The 18,301-nt window shown below is 37.1% G+C and carries 18 protein-coding genes; 10 read left to right on the top strand and 8 right to left on the bottom strand.

What is annotated here, in order from left to right; translation table 11 throughout:
* Positions 1-84 precede the first annotated feature (84 nt).
* Positions 85-1,482: an anthranilate synthase component I family protein gene (locus QPK98_RS08240; protein WP_310992709.1), complete on the bottom strand. Its 1,398-nt coding sequence runs from the start codon at positions 1,480-1,482 to the stop codon at positions 85-87.
* A gap of 306 nt (positions 1,483-1,788) precedes the next feature.
* Here QPK98_RS08240 and QPK98_RS08235 point away from each other — a divergent pair, with 306 nt between their 5' ends.
* The 4 genes from QPK98_RS08235 to ctlX all read left to right on the top strand — a co-directional run bounded on the left by QPK98_RS08235 (position 1,789) and on the right by ctlX (position 4,350).
* Positions 1,789-2,100, top strand: coding sequence for a rhodanese-like domain-containing protein (locus tag QPK98_RS08235; RefSeq protein WP_310992708.1), 312 nt, complete (start codon positions 1,789-1,791; stop codon positions 2,098-2,100).
* Between the two features lie 12 nt (positions 2,101-2,112).
* Complete coding sequence (locus tag QPK98_RS08230) at positions 2,113-2,517, top strand: rhodanese-like domain-containing protein (RefSeq protein ID WP_310992707.1); 405 nt, start codon at positions 2,113-2,115, stop codon at positions 2,515-2,517.
* A gap of 124 nt (positions 2,518-2,641) precedes the next feature.
* A complete protein-coding gene (locus QPK98_RS08225) occupies positions 2,642-2,995 on the top strand; it encodes a hypothetical protein (protein WP_310992706.1) in 354 nt (117 codons plus the stop codon).
* A 452-nt stretch (positions 2,996-3,447) separates the two neighbouring features.
* A complete protein-coding gene (gene ctlX / locus QPK98_RS08220) occupies positions 3,448-4,350 on the top strand; it encodes a citrulline utilization hydrolase CtlX (RefSeq protein WP_310992881.1) in 903 nt (300 codons plus the stop codon).
* A gap of 8 nt (positions 4,351-4,358) precedes the next feature.
* Here the strand turns inward: ctlX and QPK98_RS08215 are convergent, their stop codons facing one another.
* A complete protein-coding gene (locus QPK98_RS08215; protein WP_310992705.1) occupies positions 4,359-5,783 on the bottom strand; it encodes an SDR family oxidoreductase in 1,425 nt (474 codons plus the stop codon).
* A 124-nt stretch (positions 5,784-5,907) separates the two neighbouring features.
* On the opposite strand from QPK98_RS08215, the gene QPK98_RS08210 reads away from it, so the two are divergent.
* The gene (locus tag QPK98_RS08210; protein WP_310992704.1) at positions 5,908-6,114 is read left to right on the top strand and encodes a hypothetical protein; all 207 of its coding nucleotides are present in this window, start codon (positions 5,908-5,910) and stop codon (positions 6,112-6,114) included.
* Between the two features lie 51 nt (positions 6,115-6,165).
* On the opposite strand, the gene QPK98_RS08205 is transcribed toward QPK98_RS08210, so the two are convergent.
* Together QPK98_RS08205 and QPK98_RS08200 are read right to left on the bottom strand one after the other, a co-directional pair.
* A complete protein-coding gene (locus QPK98_RS08205) occupies positions 6,166-6,798 on the bottom strand; it encodes a MarC family NAAT transporter (RefSeq protein ID WP_310992702.1) in 633 nt (210 codons plus the stop codon).
* A 273-nt stretch (positions 6,799-7,071) separates the two neighbouring features.
* Entirely contained in the window at positions 7,072-7,308 is a 237-nt protein-coding gene (locus QPK98_RS08200; RefSeq protein WP_310992701.1) for a hypothetical protein, read from the bottom strand.
* A gap of 127 nt (positions 7,309-7,435) precedes the next feature.
* Between QPK98_RS08200 and argS the strand changes: the two genes are divergently transcribed.
* Entirely contained in the window at positions 7,436-9,214 is a 1,779-nt protein-coding gene (argS, locus tag QPK98_RS08195; RefSeq protein ID WP_310992700.1) for an arginine--tRNA ligase, read from the top strand.
* A 262-nt stretch (positions 9,215-9,476) separates the two neighbouring features.
* Positions 9,477-10,436, top strand: coding sequence for a fasciclin domain-containing protein (locus tag QPK98_RS08190; RefSeq protein WP_310992699.1), 960 nt, complete (start codon positions 9,477-9,479; stop codon positions 10,434-10,436).
* 54 nt (positions 10,437-10,490) lie between these two features.
* On the opposite strand, the gene QPK98_RS08185 is transcribed toward QPK98_RS08190, so the two are convergent.
* Positions 10,491-11,138: a carbonic anhydrase gene (locus QPK98_RS08185; RefSeq protein ID WP_310992698.1), complete on the bottom strand. Its 648-nt coding sequence runs from the start codon at positions 11,136-11,138 to the stop codon at positions 10,491-10,493.
* A 254-nt stretch (positions 11,139-11,392) separates the two neighbouring features.
* Complete coding sequence (locus tag QPK98_RS08180; protein WP_310992696.1) at positions 11,393-11,785, bottom strand: hypothetical protein; 393 nt, start codon at positions 11,783-11,785, stop codon at positions 11,393-11,395.
* A 105-nt stretch (positions 11,786-11,890) separates the two neighbouring features.
* Between QPK98_RS08180 and QPK98_RS08175 the strand changes: the two genes are divergently transcribed.
* Positions 11,891-12,565, top strand: a complete 675-nt coding sequence (locus QPK98_RS08175; RefSeq protein WP_310992694.1) for an RNA polymerase sigma factor — start codon at positions 11,891-11,893, stop codon at positions 12,563-12,565.
* Positions 12,566-12,648: 83 nt separating this feature from the next.
* Here the strand turns inward: QPK98_RS08175 and QPK98_RS08170 are convergent, their stop codons facing one another.
* The gene (locus tag QPK98_RS08170) at positions 12,649-13,884 is read right to left on the bottom strand and encodes a YCF48-related protein (protein WP_310992693.1); all 1,236 of its coding nucleotides are present in this window, start codon (positions 13,882-13,884) and stop codon (positions 12,649-12,651) included.
* A 346-nt stretch (positions 13,885-14,230) separates the two neighbouring features.
* Here QPK98_RS08170 and QPK98_RS08165 point away from each other — a divergent pair, with 346 nt between their 5' ends.
* Positions 14,231-15,502, top strand: a complete 1,272-nt coding sequence (locus QPK98_RS08165; RefSeq protein WP_310992692.1) for a DEAD/DEAH box helicase — start codon at positions 14,231-14,233, stop codon at positions 15,500-15,502.
* Positions 15,503-15,527: 25 nt separating this feature from the next.
* Here QPK98_RS08165 and QPK98_RS08160 read toward each other — a convergent pair whose 3' ends face one another.
* Positions 15,528-17,567, bottom strand: coding sequence for a T9SS type A sorting domain-containing protein (locus tag QPK98_RS08160; protein WP_310992691.1), 2,040 nt, complete (start codon positions 17,565-17,567; stop codon positions 15,528-15,530).
* A gap of 173 nt (positions 17,568-17,740) precedes the next feature.
* On the opposite strand from QPK98_RS08160, the gene QPK98_RS08155 reads away from it, so the two are divergent.
* Positions 17,741-18,211, top strand: a complete 471-nt coding sequence (locus tag QPK98_RS08155; protein ID WP_310992689.1) for a GtrA family protein — start codon at positions 17,741-17,743, stop codon at positions 18,209-18,211.
* Positions 18,212-18,301: the final 90 nt, after the last annotated feature.

Here is an 18,301-nt window from a genome sequence, read left to right as displayed (position 1 = left end):
TTCATAACTATTCAATCAAAGAGTTTAGACCTACAAGGAGGTTTTCTTTTTTGCTGTCGCATAAAGAAAACAACACCTTGCAGGTCAAATATTTTCAGCTAATTCCAGCGCTTTTGTCAAGGCACCTAATTTATTATATACTTCTTGTAATTCATTTTCTTCATTGCTTTCTGAAACCACGCCGGCACCGGCTTGATAGTGCAGTGTGTGGTTTTTGCTCACAAAGGAACGGATGATGATGGCGTGATTAAAATTACCACTGAAATCCATAAACCCAATGGCACCTCCATAAAACTCGCGACTTCTATTTTCATACTTTTCAAGTAACTGAAGGGCTTTGTGTTTTGGCGCGCCACTTAGCGTTCCTGCCGGAAATGTATCGGCCACAATTTGCATGGTTGCAGTTGATGGTTTTTTTGTAGCGGTAACTTTGCTCACTAAGTGAATGACGTGCGAAAAAAATTGGATTTCCTTATAGGTTTCAACCTTTACATTGGTTCCGTGGCGGCTGAGGTCATTTCGTGCCAAATCTACCAGCATGACGTGTTCGCTATTTTCTTTTTTATCCGCAGCCAGTTTTTTTGCCAGCTCGGCATCTTGTTCATCGTTACCCGTACGTTTAAAAGTACCTGCAATGGGATGAATTTCTGCAAGATCACCTTTTACCACAAGCTGTGCTTCCGGTGAACTTCCGAAGATCTTAAAATGACCATAGTCAAAGTAAAACAGATATGGCGATGGGTTTACACTCCGCAACGCACGATAAACATTGAAGTCGTCGCCTTGAAATTTCTGAGAAAAACGTTTGCTAGGTACTATTTGAAATACATCACCACGCTTGCAATGTGCTTTACACTTACTAACTAGACTCTTGAAATCTGCATCGTTGATGTTTGTAGTGCGTTCCTCTGACCGTTTAAAGGCGAATTCGGCATAACTTTTTGATTTTAAAATTCGCTCAATTTCCGAAATATTACTTTCTGTATTGTAGCAGTGTGCAAAAATATAGGCTTCATTGTTAAAATGGTTTATAGCGATGATATTTTGGTAAACTGCATAAAACAAATCTGGCATTTCAAGGTTTTCTTCTTTTTTTGAAAGCTCTAAATCTTCAAAATAACGGACCGCATCAAAGCCTATATAGCCAAAAAGGCCGTTGTTGATAAACTTGAAATTATTTTCTTCAGAAGAGAAAGACGAGGCGAATTTATCCAAGATATTTGGAACATTTATGTTTTCTGAAATTTCGGTTGTTGAGCTTTTTCCACCGGGAAAATGTTGAAAAATGGTTTCATTTTGAACCTTTATAGATGCAATTGGGTTAAAGCAGATATAACTGAAGCTATTGTTGTTGGCATGATAGTCGCTACTTTCCAAGAGCAAGCTATTTGGGAATTTATCGCGCAATCGCAAATACACCGAAACAGGTGTCAAAGTATCTGCCAATAGCTTTTTTGAATGTGTTTTTAAATTGTATTTCATTTTATTTTTATCATTTCGGTCTTCTTAACAGACCAATTTAAATATCATGAGCGGATCCTGAGCGGTATGGCCAAAAAAAAAGGCTTGTCGTGATTGACAAGCCTTTTTGTATATAATTTATACCATAGGTGTTCTGCTCACGAAGGTTGCCGTAAGTTTTTCCACCACCAAGTATTTGTTGTAATTGTAAACATTTTGAACTTCAAAGATAAAAAGCTTTTTGAAAAAACGACCATTCCTGTATTTTTATTTTGAAAAATTATTTCACTTTGTTCTTATTGATTAGCTTTACAAAAAAAAATAGAAATGGCAGACTTGACACAAGAACAGTGGACTGAACAATTAGAAAATGATGATAACGCAGTAATTATTGACGTGCGTACCGATGCGGAATTTGAGGAAGCTTATATTCCTGGAGCAAAGCAAATAGACATTTATAATGGAGCTGAATTCCTTAAACAAGCAAAGGCATTAGATCCGGATAAAAACTACTATGTTTACTGCAAAGCAGGTGGCAGAAGCGCTCAAGCTTGTATGCTGCTAAATTCTGTAGGTGTAAAAAACGCATACAATTTAAAGGGCGGCATCACCGAATGGAAGGGAGAAACTACTAATTAAAAAATTACTGTTATGAAAAGGATAAGCGTACTTATTATATTTTCAATGCTATTGTTTTTTGCTTCTTGTAAAAACAAGGAGGAATCAAAAGAAATAGATCAGATTGAAGTGTTGGCTCCGCAGAAATTTCACGATGCAACGGCAGGAAACCAAGTGCAATTGTTAGATGTGCGCACCAATAAAGAATTTGAGGAAGGACATCTAGAAAGCGCTGTAAATATTGATGTGTTAGAAGATGATTTTGCCGAAAAAGCCAAGACTTTAGATAAAAGCCAACCCGTGTATCTTTACTGCCGAAGCGGAAATAGGAGTCAAAAAGCTGCCGCTACGCTAAAGGATATGGGCTTTGAGAAAATTTACGACATGGAAGGCGGTTACCTACTTTGGAGCAGCGAAGGTCTTAAAACTCAAAAATAATCTATAACCGCTAATTTATTTAACGTATTAAAATTCAGGCGTTAAATTGACGCCAAAGTTTGCCTTTTTTAAATTTTTCTGAATAATTTCTTTGTAACTTATATTGTACATAGAATTAATCAGAATGGAAAAGACACAGGAAACCATCCAAGAAGAAATGCGGACGCTTATTGATACGAGTTGTCAATTTAAAGAACAACCCATTAGTAAGTTTATAGCTTTTCATGAGGCATATCTCAAGTTTTGTTTCCATGCGGTTCATGTAAAAGTTGATTATGCCGAACAAAAAATCTATGCCTCAAATGCCAAGCCGTTAACCACGAGTCCGGTAAAGCTTTTTGATGTTAATACTGCTGTAACAGATCAATTTTGCTATTCCGATTTAAAAGAAACACTTATAGGTTGTCTTGACAATAGCCATTTGCACTATTTATTTTATAAGAAAATGCTTTCAGCGTACGGTAAAGCCCTCAGTTAAGGAAAGGGTAAACTTGATTTATGGAATTAGTTTCCATAGTTCCGAAAGTTGTCTCGGCTATAGTTTACATTTGATTATGTTTCTGAAAAAATTATCATTAGTGTCCGATTAAAAGAGTGAGAAAATTTATTGGGTCAAAGATAATAGGCAATTAGAATATTTTTATTTAATGACAGCGTGCTAATATACTTAGCATCAAAATTTATCGATTAAAAAGTATGTTTAATCAATTTTATCTAGTTTTCAATCTATTAAAAAGCAAGTCTTACGTCTTATGTCTTTCAGCGCAGCGGTCTTATATCTTAGTCGGACACGACTAAAAAATTATAGAAAAAGAAAGCGTAACCTAAAGCAAATTCTCCATTTAAAAGTATTTTTTCCACAGAAAAATCTCTTAAATTTGCACTCTAAAAATTTTTACCTTGGCAAAACAAATTACAGATTCCATATTGATGATACGTCCTGTTGCGTTTAGAATGAACGAGCAAACGGCCGTAAATAATTTTTTTCAAGAAGATATTGCACTTAAAAATGCTGAAGTGAATGCGAAGGCTCAAGAAGAGTTTGACGCTTTTGTGGAAAAACTACGTGCGGTGGGGGTAAATGTAATAGTGGAAGATGATGACATCCAACTGGATACACCAGATTCTATTTTTCCCAATAACTGGATTAGTTTTCATGCAGATAGCAATATTGGATTGTACCCGATGTTTGCTGAAAACCGACGCCGAGAAAGACGTGAGGATATTCTTATTCGCTTGGAGAAAGAAGGTTTTATAATTAATAATGTTTACGATTATACTTCAGCTGAAGAGGAAGGTATATTCTTGGAAGGTACGGGTAATTTACTACTAGACCGCGTAAACAAAAAAGCCTATTGTGCCCTTTCCCCAAGAGCACATGAGGAATTATTGATAGAGTTTTGTGAAGACTTTGAATACACACCGGTTATGTTTACAGCAAACCAAACCGTTGCGGACAAACGTGTTCCTATTTATCATACTAATGTAATGATGTGCCTTGCTGAAGATTTTTGCGTGGTGTGTTTAGATACAATTGACAACAAAACTGAAAAGAAAAACTTGTTAAAGCACCTAAAAAGTGACAACAAGCAAGTTATAGACATCAGTGAAGATCAGATGCATCATTTTGCTGGTAATATGCTTCAGGTGCAAGGAGCCGATAAAAAATACTTAGTCATGAGTACTGCGGCTCATAAAAGTTTAAGTCAAGACCAGATTGAAACTATTGAAAAATCCTGCGATATCTTGAGCAGCGATTTAACCACAATTGAAACCTGTGGTGGCGGAAGTGCTAGATGTATGATGGCTGAGGTGTTTCTTCCGAGGGAATAATTTTCAAACTACTCAACTTTACTGATATTGCGAATCATTCCACCAAAAATAAAATAGTGGAATGGCAGCATAGCGTACCAATACAATCTGCCCCATATTCCCTTGGGCCTGAAGGTTGCCGTTTGTATTAGTTCGTTATTATCATTGATGCAGAATTCTAGCCAAGCTTCGCCAGGAAGTTTCATTTCGGCAAATAACAGGAGTCTCTTGTTTTCCTTGTCGGCATAAAGCACGCGCCAAAAGTCAAGTGCGTCGCCCGTATAAATTTTTGTGGGGTTGGTTCTTCCACGTCGAAGTCCTACGCCACCAACTAGTTTATCCATAAATCCGCGTAGTTTCCAAAGTATATTGCCGTAATACCATCCGTGCTTACCCCCAATAGCCCAAATATTATCCATAACTTTTTCTGGATTATCAATTTTCTGAACTTTTTTATCTTTAAGACACCCGTATTTAGGTACTTGGATGTATGATTTTAAATTTGTTATGCGCCCTGCCGCCAATGAATCTTTCCAACTAGAAACCACCAGATTTTGCTCAATCTTTACAAAAGCTTTTTTAATAGCTTCTTCATATGTAATGGGATTGATTCCTAAAATGTCTTGAAGGTTGTTATCGCTGGCTACAACCTCTATTTTCATACTATCTACCAAATTAACTGCCAATTTGTATGATGTTGAGGTTACAAAGTAAAGCCAATAGGAAGATAGTCGTGGCGACATGACCGGCACGGAAATAATCCAAAGTTTTAGTTTTCGAATCTCTGCATACTTTAACAACATATCTTTATAGGTCAAAATATCGGGCCCTCCGATATCAAACGATTGATCAAAGCACTTTTCATTGTCTAAAACCCCATAAAGAAAATTGATTACGTCGCGAATGGCAATGGGTTGGATTCTGGTTTTAAGCCACGCAGGAGCTATCATTAAAGGAAGTTTTTCACAGAGATCGCGAATAATTTCAAAGGAAGAGCTACCGCTTCCCACCACAATTCCTGCTCGTAAAACGCTGAGGTGATAATTGCCGTTTGAGAGGATTTCGGCTACCTTTTTTCTTGAAGAGAGATGTTTGGATAACTCTTCTTGATTTACAATCCCGCTTAAATAAACAACTTGCTTTACGGAGGTTTCTGCCATATATGTATTGAAGTTTTTTGCAGAACGGGCCTCCATTTCGTCAAAATCTGTTGTAGAGCTGCTCATGGAATGGATGAGGTAGTAAGCCGCGTCAATGTCTCTCGGAAAGTCTTCCGTGTTTATTTCTTCAGAAAAATCAACTTCAATTATCGAAACTTTTTTAATAGTTTCTGCATCTAGTGGAAGTCTATTTCTGTTGCGAACCGCGCAAACTATTTCATGGCCATTCTCAAGTAATTTGGGTAATAAACGCATGCCAATATATCCATTGGCTCCGGTTAGTAATATTTTCAAAACGGTAATTTTGTTTAAATATAAATCAAAATAATTAAACATAGGTTAAAAAGGCGTTAACATAAAGCCCAGACTAATTTGTAAAGGACTATCTTTAAAAACTCAACCAGATAAATCAATTTTCATGAAAGTCTTAAAAACGGTGCTCCTTATTGCCGGAGTTGTTTTAATAATTTTTGGGCTGTATAATGCTTTTGTTCCACAATCGGTTGTAGAACTCGGGCCTTTGGAAGTAAATAAAACAGAAGGCCTAAACAATCAAACCTTGGGAATGATCGGGATAGGGGTTTTGGCACTACTCGGTGGAGCACTTCTTAAAAATAGGCGCTAATGCTTTATGCAACAATCGCAATTTAAACCCCTGAGGTTTGCCCCGAAGTAGTTATTCATTTAAAATTTCAAGAATAGAAATCACAGACGTGCTTATATATTCTACGCCTATAGAAATCACGATAAACCCAACAATTCTAGAAATTGCGTTAATGCCAGAAGCACCTAATAACGAACTGATATAATGGGAGCTTCGCAAGATAGTATACGTAGCCAGTCCTACGGCCAAAACTGCTAAAACAACCATTAACATATCATTCCAGTTTTGATATTCGTGGTTAAACCCTATTAAGATTGAAATTGAGCCAGGGCCAGCAAGCATTGGGATTGCTAATGGAGTGAGTGAAAATTTTTCACGTTGATCCAAATCTTTTTTAACCCGCTTATTCTTCATTCCTTTATGCTTAGAAAAAGTGCCGGTTAACAGCGCAAAGCCCGAAGTTACTATTATCATTCCGCCTGCAATCCGAAGGGCGTTTAAACTTATTCCGAAGAAAGCTAACAAATACGTACCTGCAAAAAAGGAAATAATTAAAATTACAACTACGTTCACCGTGGTTAAAAATGAAGTTTTATTGCGCTCTTTTGTGCTTTCCTCACTTGTTAAGCCTACAAAAACGGGTACGGTGCCCAGCGGATTTATTACCGAAAATAATGCTGCAAAAACATATAAAAAGATGTCCATTGTTTTTTTAGCAAAGGACGTTCGGTTTTTCGGTTTTCAGTTTACTGAATGGTTACGATACCATTAAAATTTGGTTGCGTTAAAGGTCTTCTAGTCTATCGGGTGTGGCGTCGTTTTTTGCTTTAATTAGTCTTTTCATAAATTTATGTACCGACTTACCTTGGTTCTGTGCCTTAAACTTAAAAAAATAATGATCCATATAGATGGAATATTCTTCCGCTTTTCCTTTATATACCACCAGTTTATAATAGGGTATTATTAGCCCGTATGAGCTCAATCGGCTCCTGAATCCAAAATAATACCTTTTGGACGCATCTCAATATTGCAGACGTTGCGGTTATTATCCATCATCATCAAATTGCTAATTTGGATACTCGTTCTGGTCAATATTAATTTAGGCGAACCAATTCCGCCCATTTTTAACCGCTGCAATAAAGGATAAGGTTTTCCGAGCGTATTGTCTATTTTACGCGTAACTTCCTTGTTGTTATACGAAACGTCTAAAAGCATTTTTTACACGAAAGATAAAGATTTCTGAAATACTTAAACCCTAAAAACGTGTATCTTTGTCCACGAACTCTCGTGAATCGGGAAGGTGTTAAACATCTCAAGTTTCATATTTAAGATTTTTTAAAAAATGACATTTCAACAAAAGTTAGAAACCCAAATAAAAGCAGCTGTCAATGAAATTTACGGCGCAACATTAGAAACCGTTGAATTGCAGCCTACTCGCAAGGATTTTGAAGGCGATATAACTGCAGTGGTCTTCCCGATGCTTCGCGTGGTAAAAGGAAACCCTGTTCAGATTGGTAAAGCTATTGGCGAGTATTTAGTTGAAAATGTTTCAGAAATTGAAAAATTCAATGTGGTCCAAGGGTTTTTGAACATTGTTTTAAGTGATTCGTTTTATATGGATTTCTTTAATTCGGTTACCGATTTTTCAACCTACGGATTTCAACCTCAGGGAAAAGAAGCTTTAATGGTAGAATATTCTTCTCCCAACACCAATAAACCCCTGCATTTAGGGCATGTTCGAAATGTTTTACTCGGGTATTCTGTTGCCGAAATTGAAAAAGCCGCCGGAAAGAAAGTCTATAAAACCCAGATTATCAATGACCGTGGTATTCATATTTGTAAAAGTATGCTTGCCTGGAAAAAGTTTGGAAATGAAGAAACTCCAGATTCGGCAGGTCTAAAAGGCGATAAACTAGTTGGTAATTATTACGTAAAATTCGATCAAGAATACAAAAAGGAAATTGAGTCTCTAAAGGCTACCGGAAAAACCGAAGAAGAAGCCAAGACCCAGGCTCCGCTTATTCTTGAAGCTCAAAATATGCTGAGAAAATGGGAAGCGGGCGATGAAGAAACCGTAGCCTTGTGGAATAAAATGAACGGCTGGGTTTATAAGGGGTTTGAGGAAACCTATAAAAATATAGGTGTAGATTTCGACTTTTATTATTATGAAAGTGACACCTACTTATTGGGGAAAGACATCATTGAAGATGGGTTAAAAAAGGATGTGTTTTTTAGAAAAGAGGATGGCTCTGTATGGTGCGATTTAACCGACGAAGGTCTGGACGAAAAATTAGTCCTTAGAAGTGATGGCACCGCGGTTTATATGACGCAAGACATTGGTACTGCCGTACAACGTGTAAAAGATCATCCAGATGTTGGCGGAATGATTTATACTGTAGGTAACGAGCAGGACTACCATTTTAAAGTACTGTTTTTAATTTTGAAAAAACTCGGCTATAGTTGGGCTGAAAACCTTTTTCATTTAAGTTATGGTATGGTAGATCTGCCTTCAGGGAAAATGAAAAGCCGAGAAGGAACGGTTGTAGATGCTGACGATTTAATTAATCAAATGACTGATACGGCTCGTGAGATTTCAGAGGAATTAGGAAAGATTGACAATTTTAGCCAAGAAGAGAAAAACGAGCTTTATAAAATCATCGGGTTAGGTGCACTTAAATATTATATTTTAAAGGTAGATCCTAAGAAACGAATCCTTTTTAACCCTGAAGAAAGCGTAGACTTTCAAGGCAATACGGGGCCGTTTATTCAATATACCTATGCGCGAATTCAGTCTATTTTGAGAAAAGCCGCTTCGGCCACGCTGGGCAATCAGGTACTGGACGAAGTTGAAATACATCCTAAGGAAAAGGAGCTTATAAAACTGCTTAAGCAATATCCCGAAACCATTCAGTTGGCAGCCGCAAACTACAGTCCGGCGCTTATAGCCAACTATACCTACGATTTGGTGAAGGAGTTTAACAGCTTCTATCAAAACGTGCCCATTTTGGCTACAGATAATGAAGCTGAAAAAGCCTTCCGTGTAAAACTTTCAGAAGCAGTGGCGGAAGTTATAAAAAGTGCATTCTCGTTATTGGGGATTGAGGTTCCGCAACGGATGTAAAATTTTCTTCACGTCTATCTTATGTGTAAAATTTAATCTTAGCTTTTTGAGGAAGAGATTCAGGACTGCACTTAATTTTCATTCTTAGTCTAAAAATGTGTTTGTAGTTTAAGAGTTTTTGCTTGTAAAAGACTCTGAGTTAAAGGTATATCATTTAATATTTTGTTTAATCTTTTGTAAAAAAGCATAAACAAAAGTTAAAAGGTATTGTTTTAGGGCTTTCATTAAATAGATTTGTTTTCTAATCTAAACTCAAAAAACAATGAAAAATTTATTGAAATTATCTCTAATTGCTTTTATCACCCTAGGCGTTGTTTCTTGTAGCGATGACGACGATGTGAATGTAGAATTGCCTGCAAATTCAATTGCTGATGTTGTTGCTTCACAAGCTGAATACTCCTCACTTAAAGCCGCATTGGACAAAGCTAATCTTACCGAAACTTTAAAAGGTGAAGGACCATTTACCGTTTTTGCACCAACTAATGAAGCCTTTGCTACTTTTTTAAATGACAATGGCTTTACTAGTTTAAATGATGTGCCAACCGCTGTTTTAAAAAGTGTTTTGCTAAATCACGTTTTAGGAAGTAAGGTGCTTGCTGCTGAAATAACCACGGGTTATACAAATACATTGGCAACAGAAGAATCTTCTGGGGCTAATTTAAGTCTTTATATCAATACACAAACGGGCGGTGTGGTATTAAACGGAACCGCTCCAGTTACTAATGCAGATATTATGGCTTCTAATGGTGTTATTCATGAAGTAGGAAAAGTAATCCCAATGCCAACGGTTGTTACTTTTGCTACCGCTGATCCAAACTTTTCAATATTAGTTTCTGCCTTAACACGTGATGATCAACCCGATTTTGTTAGTGTTTTGTCAACTCCAGCAGGAACAGAGCCAGCTCCATTTACTGTATTTGCACCTACAGATGATGCTTTTGGCTCATTATTGGCAGAGTTAGGTGTAAACGGGTTGGAAGATATTGATGGACCTACTCTTACAGCAACGCTAAATACGCACGTTATAGCTGGTGCAAATGTTCGCTCTGAAGATTTAATGGATGGTACGGTAAATACCCTTGGAGCTGATATTATTGTAGATGCTGACGATGCAACCTTAACAGATTTAAATGGTAGAATTAGCAATATTATTGTTGTAGATGTACAAGCTACAAACGGTGTTGTACACGCCATAGATAAAGTACTACTTCCCCAATTGTAAAATTAAGTGCTTAATCAAAAAAAAAGTCGCTTTCATAAGGAAAGCGACTTTTTTCTATTTTGATACTATTTCATCTTTATCTAAATGATAGATTTCCATAATTCCTTCCAATACTTTTTCAAAATCTATTTCTAAGTCGATAAGTTTTCCAGTGGCCATGTCCATGACCCATCCGTGAACGGCTAATCTTCCTTGACGGACGGCAATCTGTACATCGGCAGTTTTAATTACATTCACACACTGCTCCTGAACATTGAGCTCTACCAATCTTCGGTATTTTTGCTCTTCGTCTTCAATATCCTTGAGTTCATCGCGGTGCAACCTGTAAACATCGCGAATATTTCGTAACCACGGATTAAGAATTCCCAAGTCTTTAGACTCCATAGCGGCTTTTACACCACCACATCCATAATGGCCACAGATAACAATATTCTTTACTTTTAAAACACTTACGGCATAATCAATAACACTCATTGCGCTTAGGTCTAGGTTAGAAACCATGTTAGAAATGTTGCGCATTACAAAAACATCGCCCGGTTTTACCCCCATTACTTCCTCAGCGGTTACGCGGCTGTCGCTACAACCTATATAAAGAATATCAGGGTTTTGTCCGCTTGCAAGATCTTTAAAATAGTTGGGGTCAACACCCAATTTATCGTTTACCCAAGTTTGATTGTTTTTAAATATTTGATCTATATCCATAAGATTCTGAAGGTTTTTTAAGCAATTTGGTAGTTAGTGTTGCTCACAAAGATAATAAACAACAGAGTTTTTAAATTGAATATTTTGTGGCTAAATAAAATTAAGTTGAATTGTTTTTAGCTATCACGCTATTTTATTCGCCTTTACATCGATTGAAGAAATGTAAATTGAATCTGAATTCTAATTGCAGATTCCCTAACCCATACTAAATGAGAAAGGGAATTGCTAAGGCATTTGATGTATAAGATGTAAAATTAACTGGCGGTAATATTTGGATTACTCAACTTAGCCAAAACAAATGCCGAAATGGCCATTGCAATGTCACGCACCGCTACATCTGGATAATGCCAAGTAAAAAGTAAGCTCAAAGCGATAAACAATAGCCAAAGCGAAACAATATATGCCCCCAATTGTGTTTTGGTGAAGACTAAAATTCCGGCAATAATTTCGATCACCCCAACAATCATCATAAAAGCTGCCCCGCTAAAAGGAAGTATTTCTAATGTTGATGGCGCTAGATATGTGTCCCACTGCACGAGAATATTCAAAAACTTATCGGCACCTGCCGCAATGGGGATTATTGTGAAGGTGTACTTTAAGAGGGTTTGTAATTTATTGATTTCCAAATTATTCGTTGCTGTCTTCATGTTTTTTTATTTTTTTAGTTCTATAGTTTAGATGCTAAATAAACAATGTGGTTACAAAATTTGTAACTTTAAGGGGTCTAGGGCATCTAAATAGAAAGACAAGTCATGAAAGCACATCAACCAGATCGATTTACCTTAACAAAATTACCTGACTCCAAAGTGGTGCAGCGTGTTTTGGAAGGTGAAAAGGAATTATTCGAAATTTTACTCAGACGTTATAATCAGCGTCTTTTCAGAGTGATTCGAAGTTATGTGTATTCGGAAGCAGATGTACGGGATATTATGCAAGAGGCCTATGTAAAGGCTTACCTAAAACTTCAGCAATTTAATAATCAGGCCTCATTTTCCACATGGCTTATCCGAATTGGAATAAACGAAGCCTTACAGTTTATAAGAAAACAGAAACGCAAGACAACGAATTATGGAAAGACAGAAAGTCTTGAAAATGTGTTCCATCTGCCAGATACAAACAATATGAATCCAGAAAAACAAGCAATAAAGATAGAAACTCGCACCTTAGTGGAGGAGGCGGTAGATCGGCTTCCTGAAAAATACAGAGTTGTATTTATGCTCCATCAGGTAGAAGGTTTGTCTAATCCAGAAATAGCTGCTTGTTTAAAGCTGACTGATAGCAACGTAAAGGTTCGTCTGCATCGAGCAAAAAAGCTATTAAAAGATGAGATTTTTAAATCAACCCACGATGCCAGTATTTTTGAATTCGGAAACCATAAATGTGATGCGTTGGTTGAAGTGGTAATGGAGCGGATTCAAGGTTTCTAACCTATGAAAACTTCTAATAGGTTTTAGAATCAAAGAGAGGCCAAGATCATTTTTAGCCTCTCAATGTATTAGTACATAATAAATTATCGTTTCAAAAACTTCAAACTCTTGGTTTGGTTGTTCTGACTAACTTGTACCAAATATAATCCATTGGCGTAAGACGAAACATCTGCGCTGAAAGTTGTGGCGTTGTTTGAGAAAGTGCCTACCAGTTGCCCAGTGCTTGTGTAGATCATCACTTTATCAATGGTGTCGTTTTTAGATTCAATAGTAAAGGTATTTGCTTCCGAATTGAAATAGCTTATAAGGCTATTTTTAGATATTTGATGGTCTTCAGTTCCCAAGAAAACATCTTCGAATTTTATTACGATTCCTCCAGAACCAACAATAAGGCCTGAACCATCTTCAAAAAATTCGATTTCGTAGAGTTGATTTTGACCGTTCCCTACAAAAACCTGGTTCCAATTTTCTCCGTTATCTTCAGAGAAATATATGTCAGTATCGGTTCCACCGGCCAATAGTTGATCGCCTTTATAGGTGAGTGCATAAAATTGATGATAGCCTGTAGCGAAGTCACTCCAAGTGGCACCGCCATCGTGCGTGGTTTTTAATAATCCATCTTCCCCAGCAACAACACCATTGTCTTGATCTTTAAAATATACCGAAAGAAAATAATTCTGGATCATTCCCGAATAAATTGCGCTCCAAGTATCTCCACCATCGGTTGATTTCGCAATTCGCTCATCTGCACCTACGCCAAATAAAGTGTTTGTATCTGCATACGCAATGCTAATAGCACCTATCTCTTCAATATCTGAAGCTGCAGTCCAAGTATCGCCACCATCTGTAGTGAGATATATTGCAAAATAAGGATCATCATTAAGCTGAGCCGATACAAAGCCTATATTTTCATTGTAAAATGAAAGATTGTTGTACAGGTAAACATCGGTGCCAACTGTCATTGGTGTCCACGTGTCGCCACCGTCTTCAGTTTTCATAAAAAGGTCATAGCCAGCAACGAAACCTTTCTCGGTAGTGACGAATTCAATTTTTTCAAAACTGGTTGCGGTTCCTGTTACAGGAAAAATAGTCTCCCAAGTTTCTCCCGCATCTTCGGTCTTTATAATAATTCCTTCTGTATTGAAAGTGAATTTTGAACCGGCTGCATATGCTATTGAATTCTGTCCTTCGGGGATGGAAAGGTCGAAAAGAATAAAATCGGTTCCAGAGTCCTTGTAGTTAAAGGTCTGTCCTTGTGAAACGAAAGTCGCTCCGAGCAAAAGGACAATAGTTAAAAATGTGGTTGTCAAGTTTTTCATAAGTTTTTAATTAAGGTTTGTGAACTTCAAATGTATTCAATGCTCCGTTTTACTTAATAAGAAATTACTGTGTAGGCTTTCTATATTCGCGAATACAACAACTATTTTTCGCTAAAACCGAAACAAAAACCGTCGTACGGAAAATTAAACGTATCTTCGCCGCTTGTTAAAACCGTCTTCTTAGTTTTAATGGTTCTTAAAAAAGACCGAATTCTAAAAGCGCCGCGATATACTATTTCCAAGCGCAGCGGTCTAAAATATTCTATATAATACTCATTGTGTTGAGGTCAGACGTCTTAGGTCATGAAGTTCTAAGTCTTATGTCTAAAAATCTAATATCTAAAAAATGTCATTTAAATCTCTTGGGCTGTCCAATGCCCTGCTGAAAGCTATCAGCAAGAAAGGATATGAAACGCCTTCGGCTATTCAGCAAAAAGCAATTCCTTTAATTTTAGAACAAAAAGATGTGCTGGCTTCAGCGCAGACCGGAAGCGGGAAAACGGCAGGTTTTGCCTTGCCTATGTTGCAACTATTAAACAATGAGCCTGCGTTGCGAAAAAGACCAATTCGTGCGTTAATACTTACGCCAACCCGTGAACTTGCCGCCCAAGTACAGGTTGAGTTTAAGGAATACAGCGAATTTACAGACCTGCGTTCTACCGTTATTTTTGGTGGAGTAGGTGCAAACCCGCAGATTCGTGCCTTGCGGAATGGGGTAGATATTTTGGTAGCAACCCCGGGAAGGTTGTTAGATCTAGAAAACCAAGGTGCACTTTCACTTTCTAAAGTTGAAATACTGGTTCTGGACGAAGCCGACAGAATGTTGGACATGGGGTTTTTACGCGATATTAAAAAAGTACTCGCCCTATTGCCTTCAAAAAGACAAAATCTTTTGTTTTCAGCAACCTTTTCAAAGGAAATTAAAAAACTGGCAAACGAATTTTTGCACAACCCCGTTTTGGTTGAAGCTACGCCTGAAAATACCACGGTTGAAAAAATTGACCAGACAGTTTATAGGGTTGATAAACTTCAAAAAACAGACTTGATTACAAAGCTTATTTCTGAAGGCAATTGGCAACAAGTTTTGGTTTTTACACGGACCAAGCACGGAGCCAATCGACTGAGTAAAAAGCTTGAAAAAGCAAAGATTACTTCCGCAGCAATTCATGGAAATAAAAGTCAGGGTGCAAGAACTAAGGCCCTTGCGGGTTTTAAAGAAGGTAAAGTACGAGTGCTAGTAGCCACAGATATTGCCGCCAGAGGACTTGATATTCCTTTATTGCCGCATGTTATTAATTTTGAATTGCCTAACGTTTCCGAAGATTATGTTCACCGTATTGGTCGTACCGGAAGAGCGGGAGCCAGTGGTGAAGCAATTTCTTTGGTAAGCCTCGATGAAGTTGGTTATTTAAAAGGTATTGAAAAACTAATTGGCGAGCGTTTACAACCAAAAACTATTGATGGCTTTCAACCTACCGAAACCATGGCCGATGTAAAAGCTGCCGAGGCCGAAAAGAAAAAGCGAAAAGCCGAACACCATAGCCGTAAGCGCAATTCTGGAAATAGAGGAAAGTCGTCTTCAAAAGGAAAAGGTAATCGGGGTGGTGGAAGAAAGTAAGCGCCCTAACTGTAGAGCGCCTATTTTATCTTTTGATTATTTTCTTGACACCAATTGTATTTAAACTATCTGTAGCTTTTAGAAAGTAAATGCCAGATGGTAAAATCGTGATGTCAATTTTGTTTACGTCTTTATTCACTTGAACTAATTGCCCAAGATTGTTATAAATTTCAATTTTAGAAATTTCAGTTTCAGTTTGTACGGTGATGGAGTTTTCTGAAGGATTTGGATATACCTTAAAGTCTAATCTGAAGGAAACCTTATCGTTGCCCAAAGTACCAAACAGCTTTCTAAATATTTTCCCATTAACCCCGGCGGTATAAACTACGTTATCGGTTATTGCCATAGATTTAACTCGGGCTTGGATTGTATTTAATTGCCAATTTAACCCGCCGTCTTCGGTATAAAAAATCTTTCCGTACTCGTCAGCCACGTAGCCTATTTCTTCTGTTTGAAATTTCACCAAGGTGTAAAATCCATAAGGAAGCGTTAGCTCTTCCCAAGAATCACCGCCATCTGTTGTTTTATATAACAGGGAGTAATCACCTACTAAATATCCTACATTTTCATTTAAAAAATCAAAGGAACCCATACTATCCTCATCTTCAAAAACAAGACTCCAACTAGTGCCACCGTCTATAGATTTATAAAGTCTGGCATCGGAATTATTACCGCCTCTTGCATAAGCAATGTCATTTGTTACAAATTGCATTTGCCCATAACTTGTGTAACCTATAGTCTCCCAGGTCTCGCCTCCATCTGTAGTTTTTCTGGTTTGTCTCTGGTTGTAACCTCCAGAAACGATCCCGGTATTTTCGTCTAAAAATACAATGGAGCTTATCCCTTCGTCAATAACATCATATCCTTCATATAATGGCGTCCAACTAACCGCTCCGTCAATCGTTTTATACATCTGCCCGCCATAAGTCCCTCCAGTAGAGGCATAGCCTACGTTCTCATTAACAAAGGTAAATTTAATTGAGTTATAGTTTGAAATATTTATGCTACCAATATTTTGCCAAGTAATACCTGCATCTGTTGTTTTATAGAATATATCACCTGTAGCTGCATAACCTACAAAATCATTAAAAAATTGTATTTTTTGGATATCGTTATAAGTAGGGGAATAATCGATCCAATTAGCACCTCCATCTGTAGTTTTTATAATTCTGCCACGAGCGCCGGTTGCATACCCAATATCGCTATCCTGAAAATAAATACCATACATGCTGGTGTTGATTATATAACCATTTTGAAAACCAATAAAAGTCCATGTAGTTCCACCATCTATTGTTTTATAAATAACGCCGTATTCACCCGTTATAAAACCTTCGTTTTCGTTTAGAAATTGAAAACGATAAATAGCATCGTTAATTTCTGGAATCTGAACCCATGTTTCGCCTCCATTGGTAGTTTTAAAAACATCATCAAATTCGCGACTTGCAAAGCCTATACTTTCGTTTATAAAATAAATGGTGTAGTAATCTGTTGGTATAATATTAGTGCTTTCTGTAATATACCAAGAAGCCCCTCCATCAACTGTTTTTAAAATAGTACCGTCTTTGCAGGCGGCGTGACCTACTGTAGCGCTAACGAAAAATGTTTTATTTACTGAAACGTCGGGAATGTCAAAACTTTGCCAAGTGGCTCCGCCGTCTGTAGTCGAAATGAGTTTCGTATCAGAAGATATGATGATGTTGAATTCGTCAATTATACTTACTGTGTTTAGATTTCCGCTAGTCCCAATTGCTACCGTATTCCATGTGTCTCCACTGTCTGTTGACTTTATAACGTATCCATTATTCCCGACAATATAACCCAGTTCATTACGGAAATTAATGTCATTAGCGTTTGAAACACCTTGCATTTTTTCCCAAGTTACACCTGCATTTTGAGTGTTCAAAAGCTCACTTTCGGTAATTATATATCCTGTTTCGGCAGATACAAAATGCATGTCTTTACCTGTCTTGTAGGAAGGTGTTGGATTTAAAAGTTCCCAACTGGCTTGGCCATTAGATTCAAGAATTCCGCAGCAGCATAAAATAAGAAGTAGTAGTCTTTTCATATTTTAAAATATTGCCTGCAAGATACATTAATTCAATAAGCGAACAAGAATATTTTAGATATAGCAAAGCAAAAAAGTGTAGCTCAAAATTTTGACAAAGTGGCTTGGTTTTTTTCAAAACATTCAATGCGTTCCATTCATAATCTTATGCTTAACTTTGCGCCCTATTTGGCATGAAAAACAGCATCATAAAATTTATTGACGCCTTTTATTTTATATTTAGGCCTTTTCTTCCGCTAAAAACCTATCGCTATGCGGCTTGTGGCGGTGGAAACTTGGTTTTTGATATTGTGCTATATTTTATCTTTTACAACTTCATCTTTGCTAAGCAAAATGTAGATTTACATGTTGTGGTTCTAAGTCCGCATATCGCTTCCTTGTTTGTGGTGTTTCCCATTACTTTTGTTTCTGGGTTTTTATTGCAAAAATTCGTTACGTTTCAAAAAGCGAACTTACCTTGGGAAATTCAGTTTTTTCGATATTTCTTAGTTGGGATGGGCGCACTGGTAGTAAACTATATTTGTTTAAAGTTGCTAGTAGATGGTTTTGGATTTTACCCCACGCCTTCTAAAATCATCACCGTTTTTGTTACGGTTGCCTACAGTTATTTGCTTCAGAATAAATTCAGTTTTAAAGTTGTTTAAGTGTTTTTTAATCGAATTTGAAACGGCTTGAAATTTCGTTAACTATTATATAATTCTTCCGCTATTCCGTACCAATTCATTATTTTTAAG

The organism is Aequorivita marina (genome assembly GCF_031631895.2).
GTDB classification, from domain to species: domain Bacteria; phylum Bacteroidota; class Bacteroidia; order Flavobacteriales; family Flavobacteriaceae; genus Aequorivita; species Aequorivita marina.
This window is presented reverse-complemented; position numbering and strand designations above follow the sequence as displayed.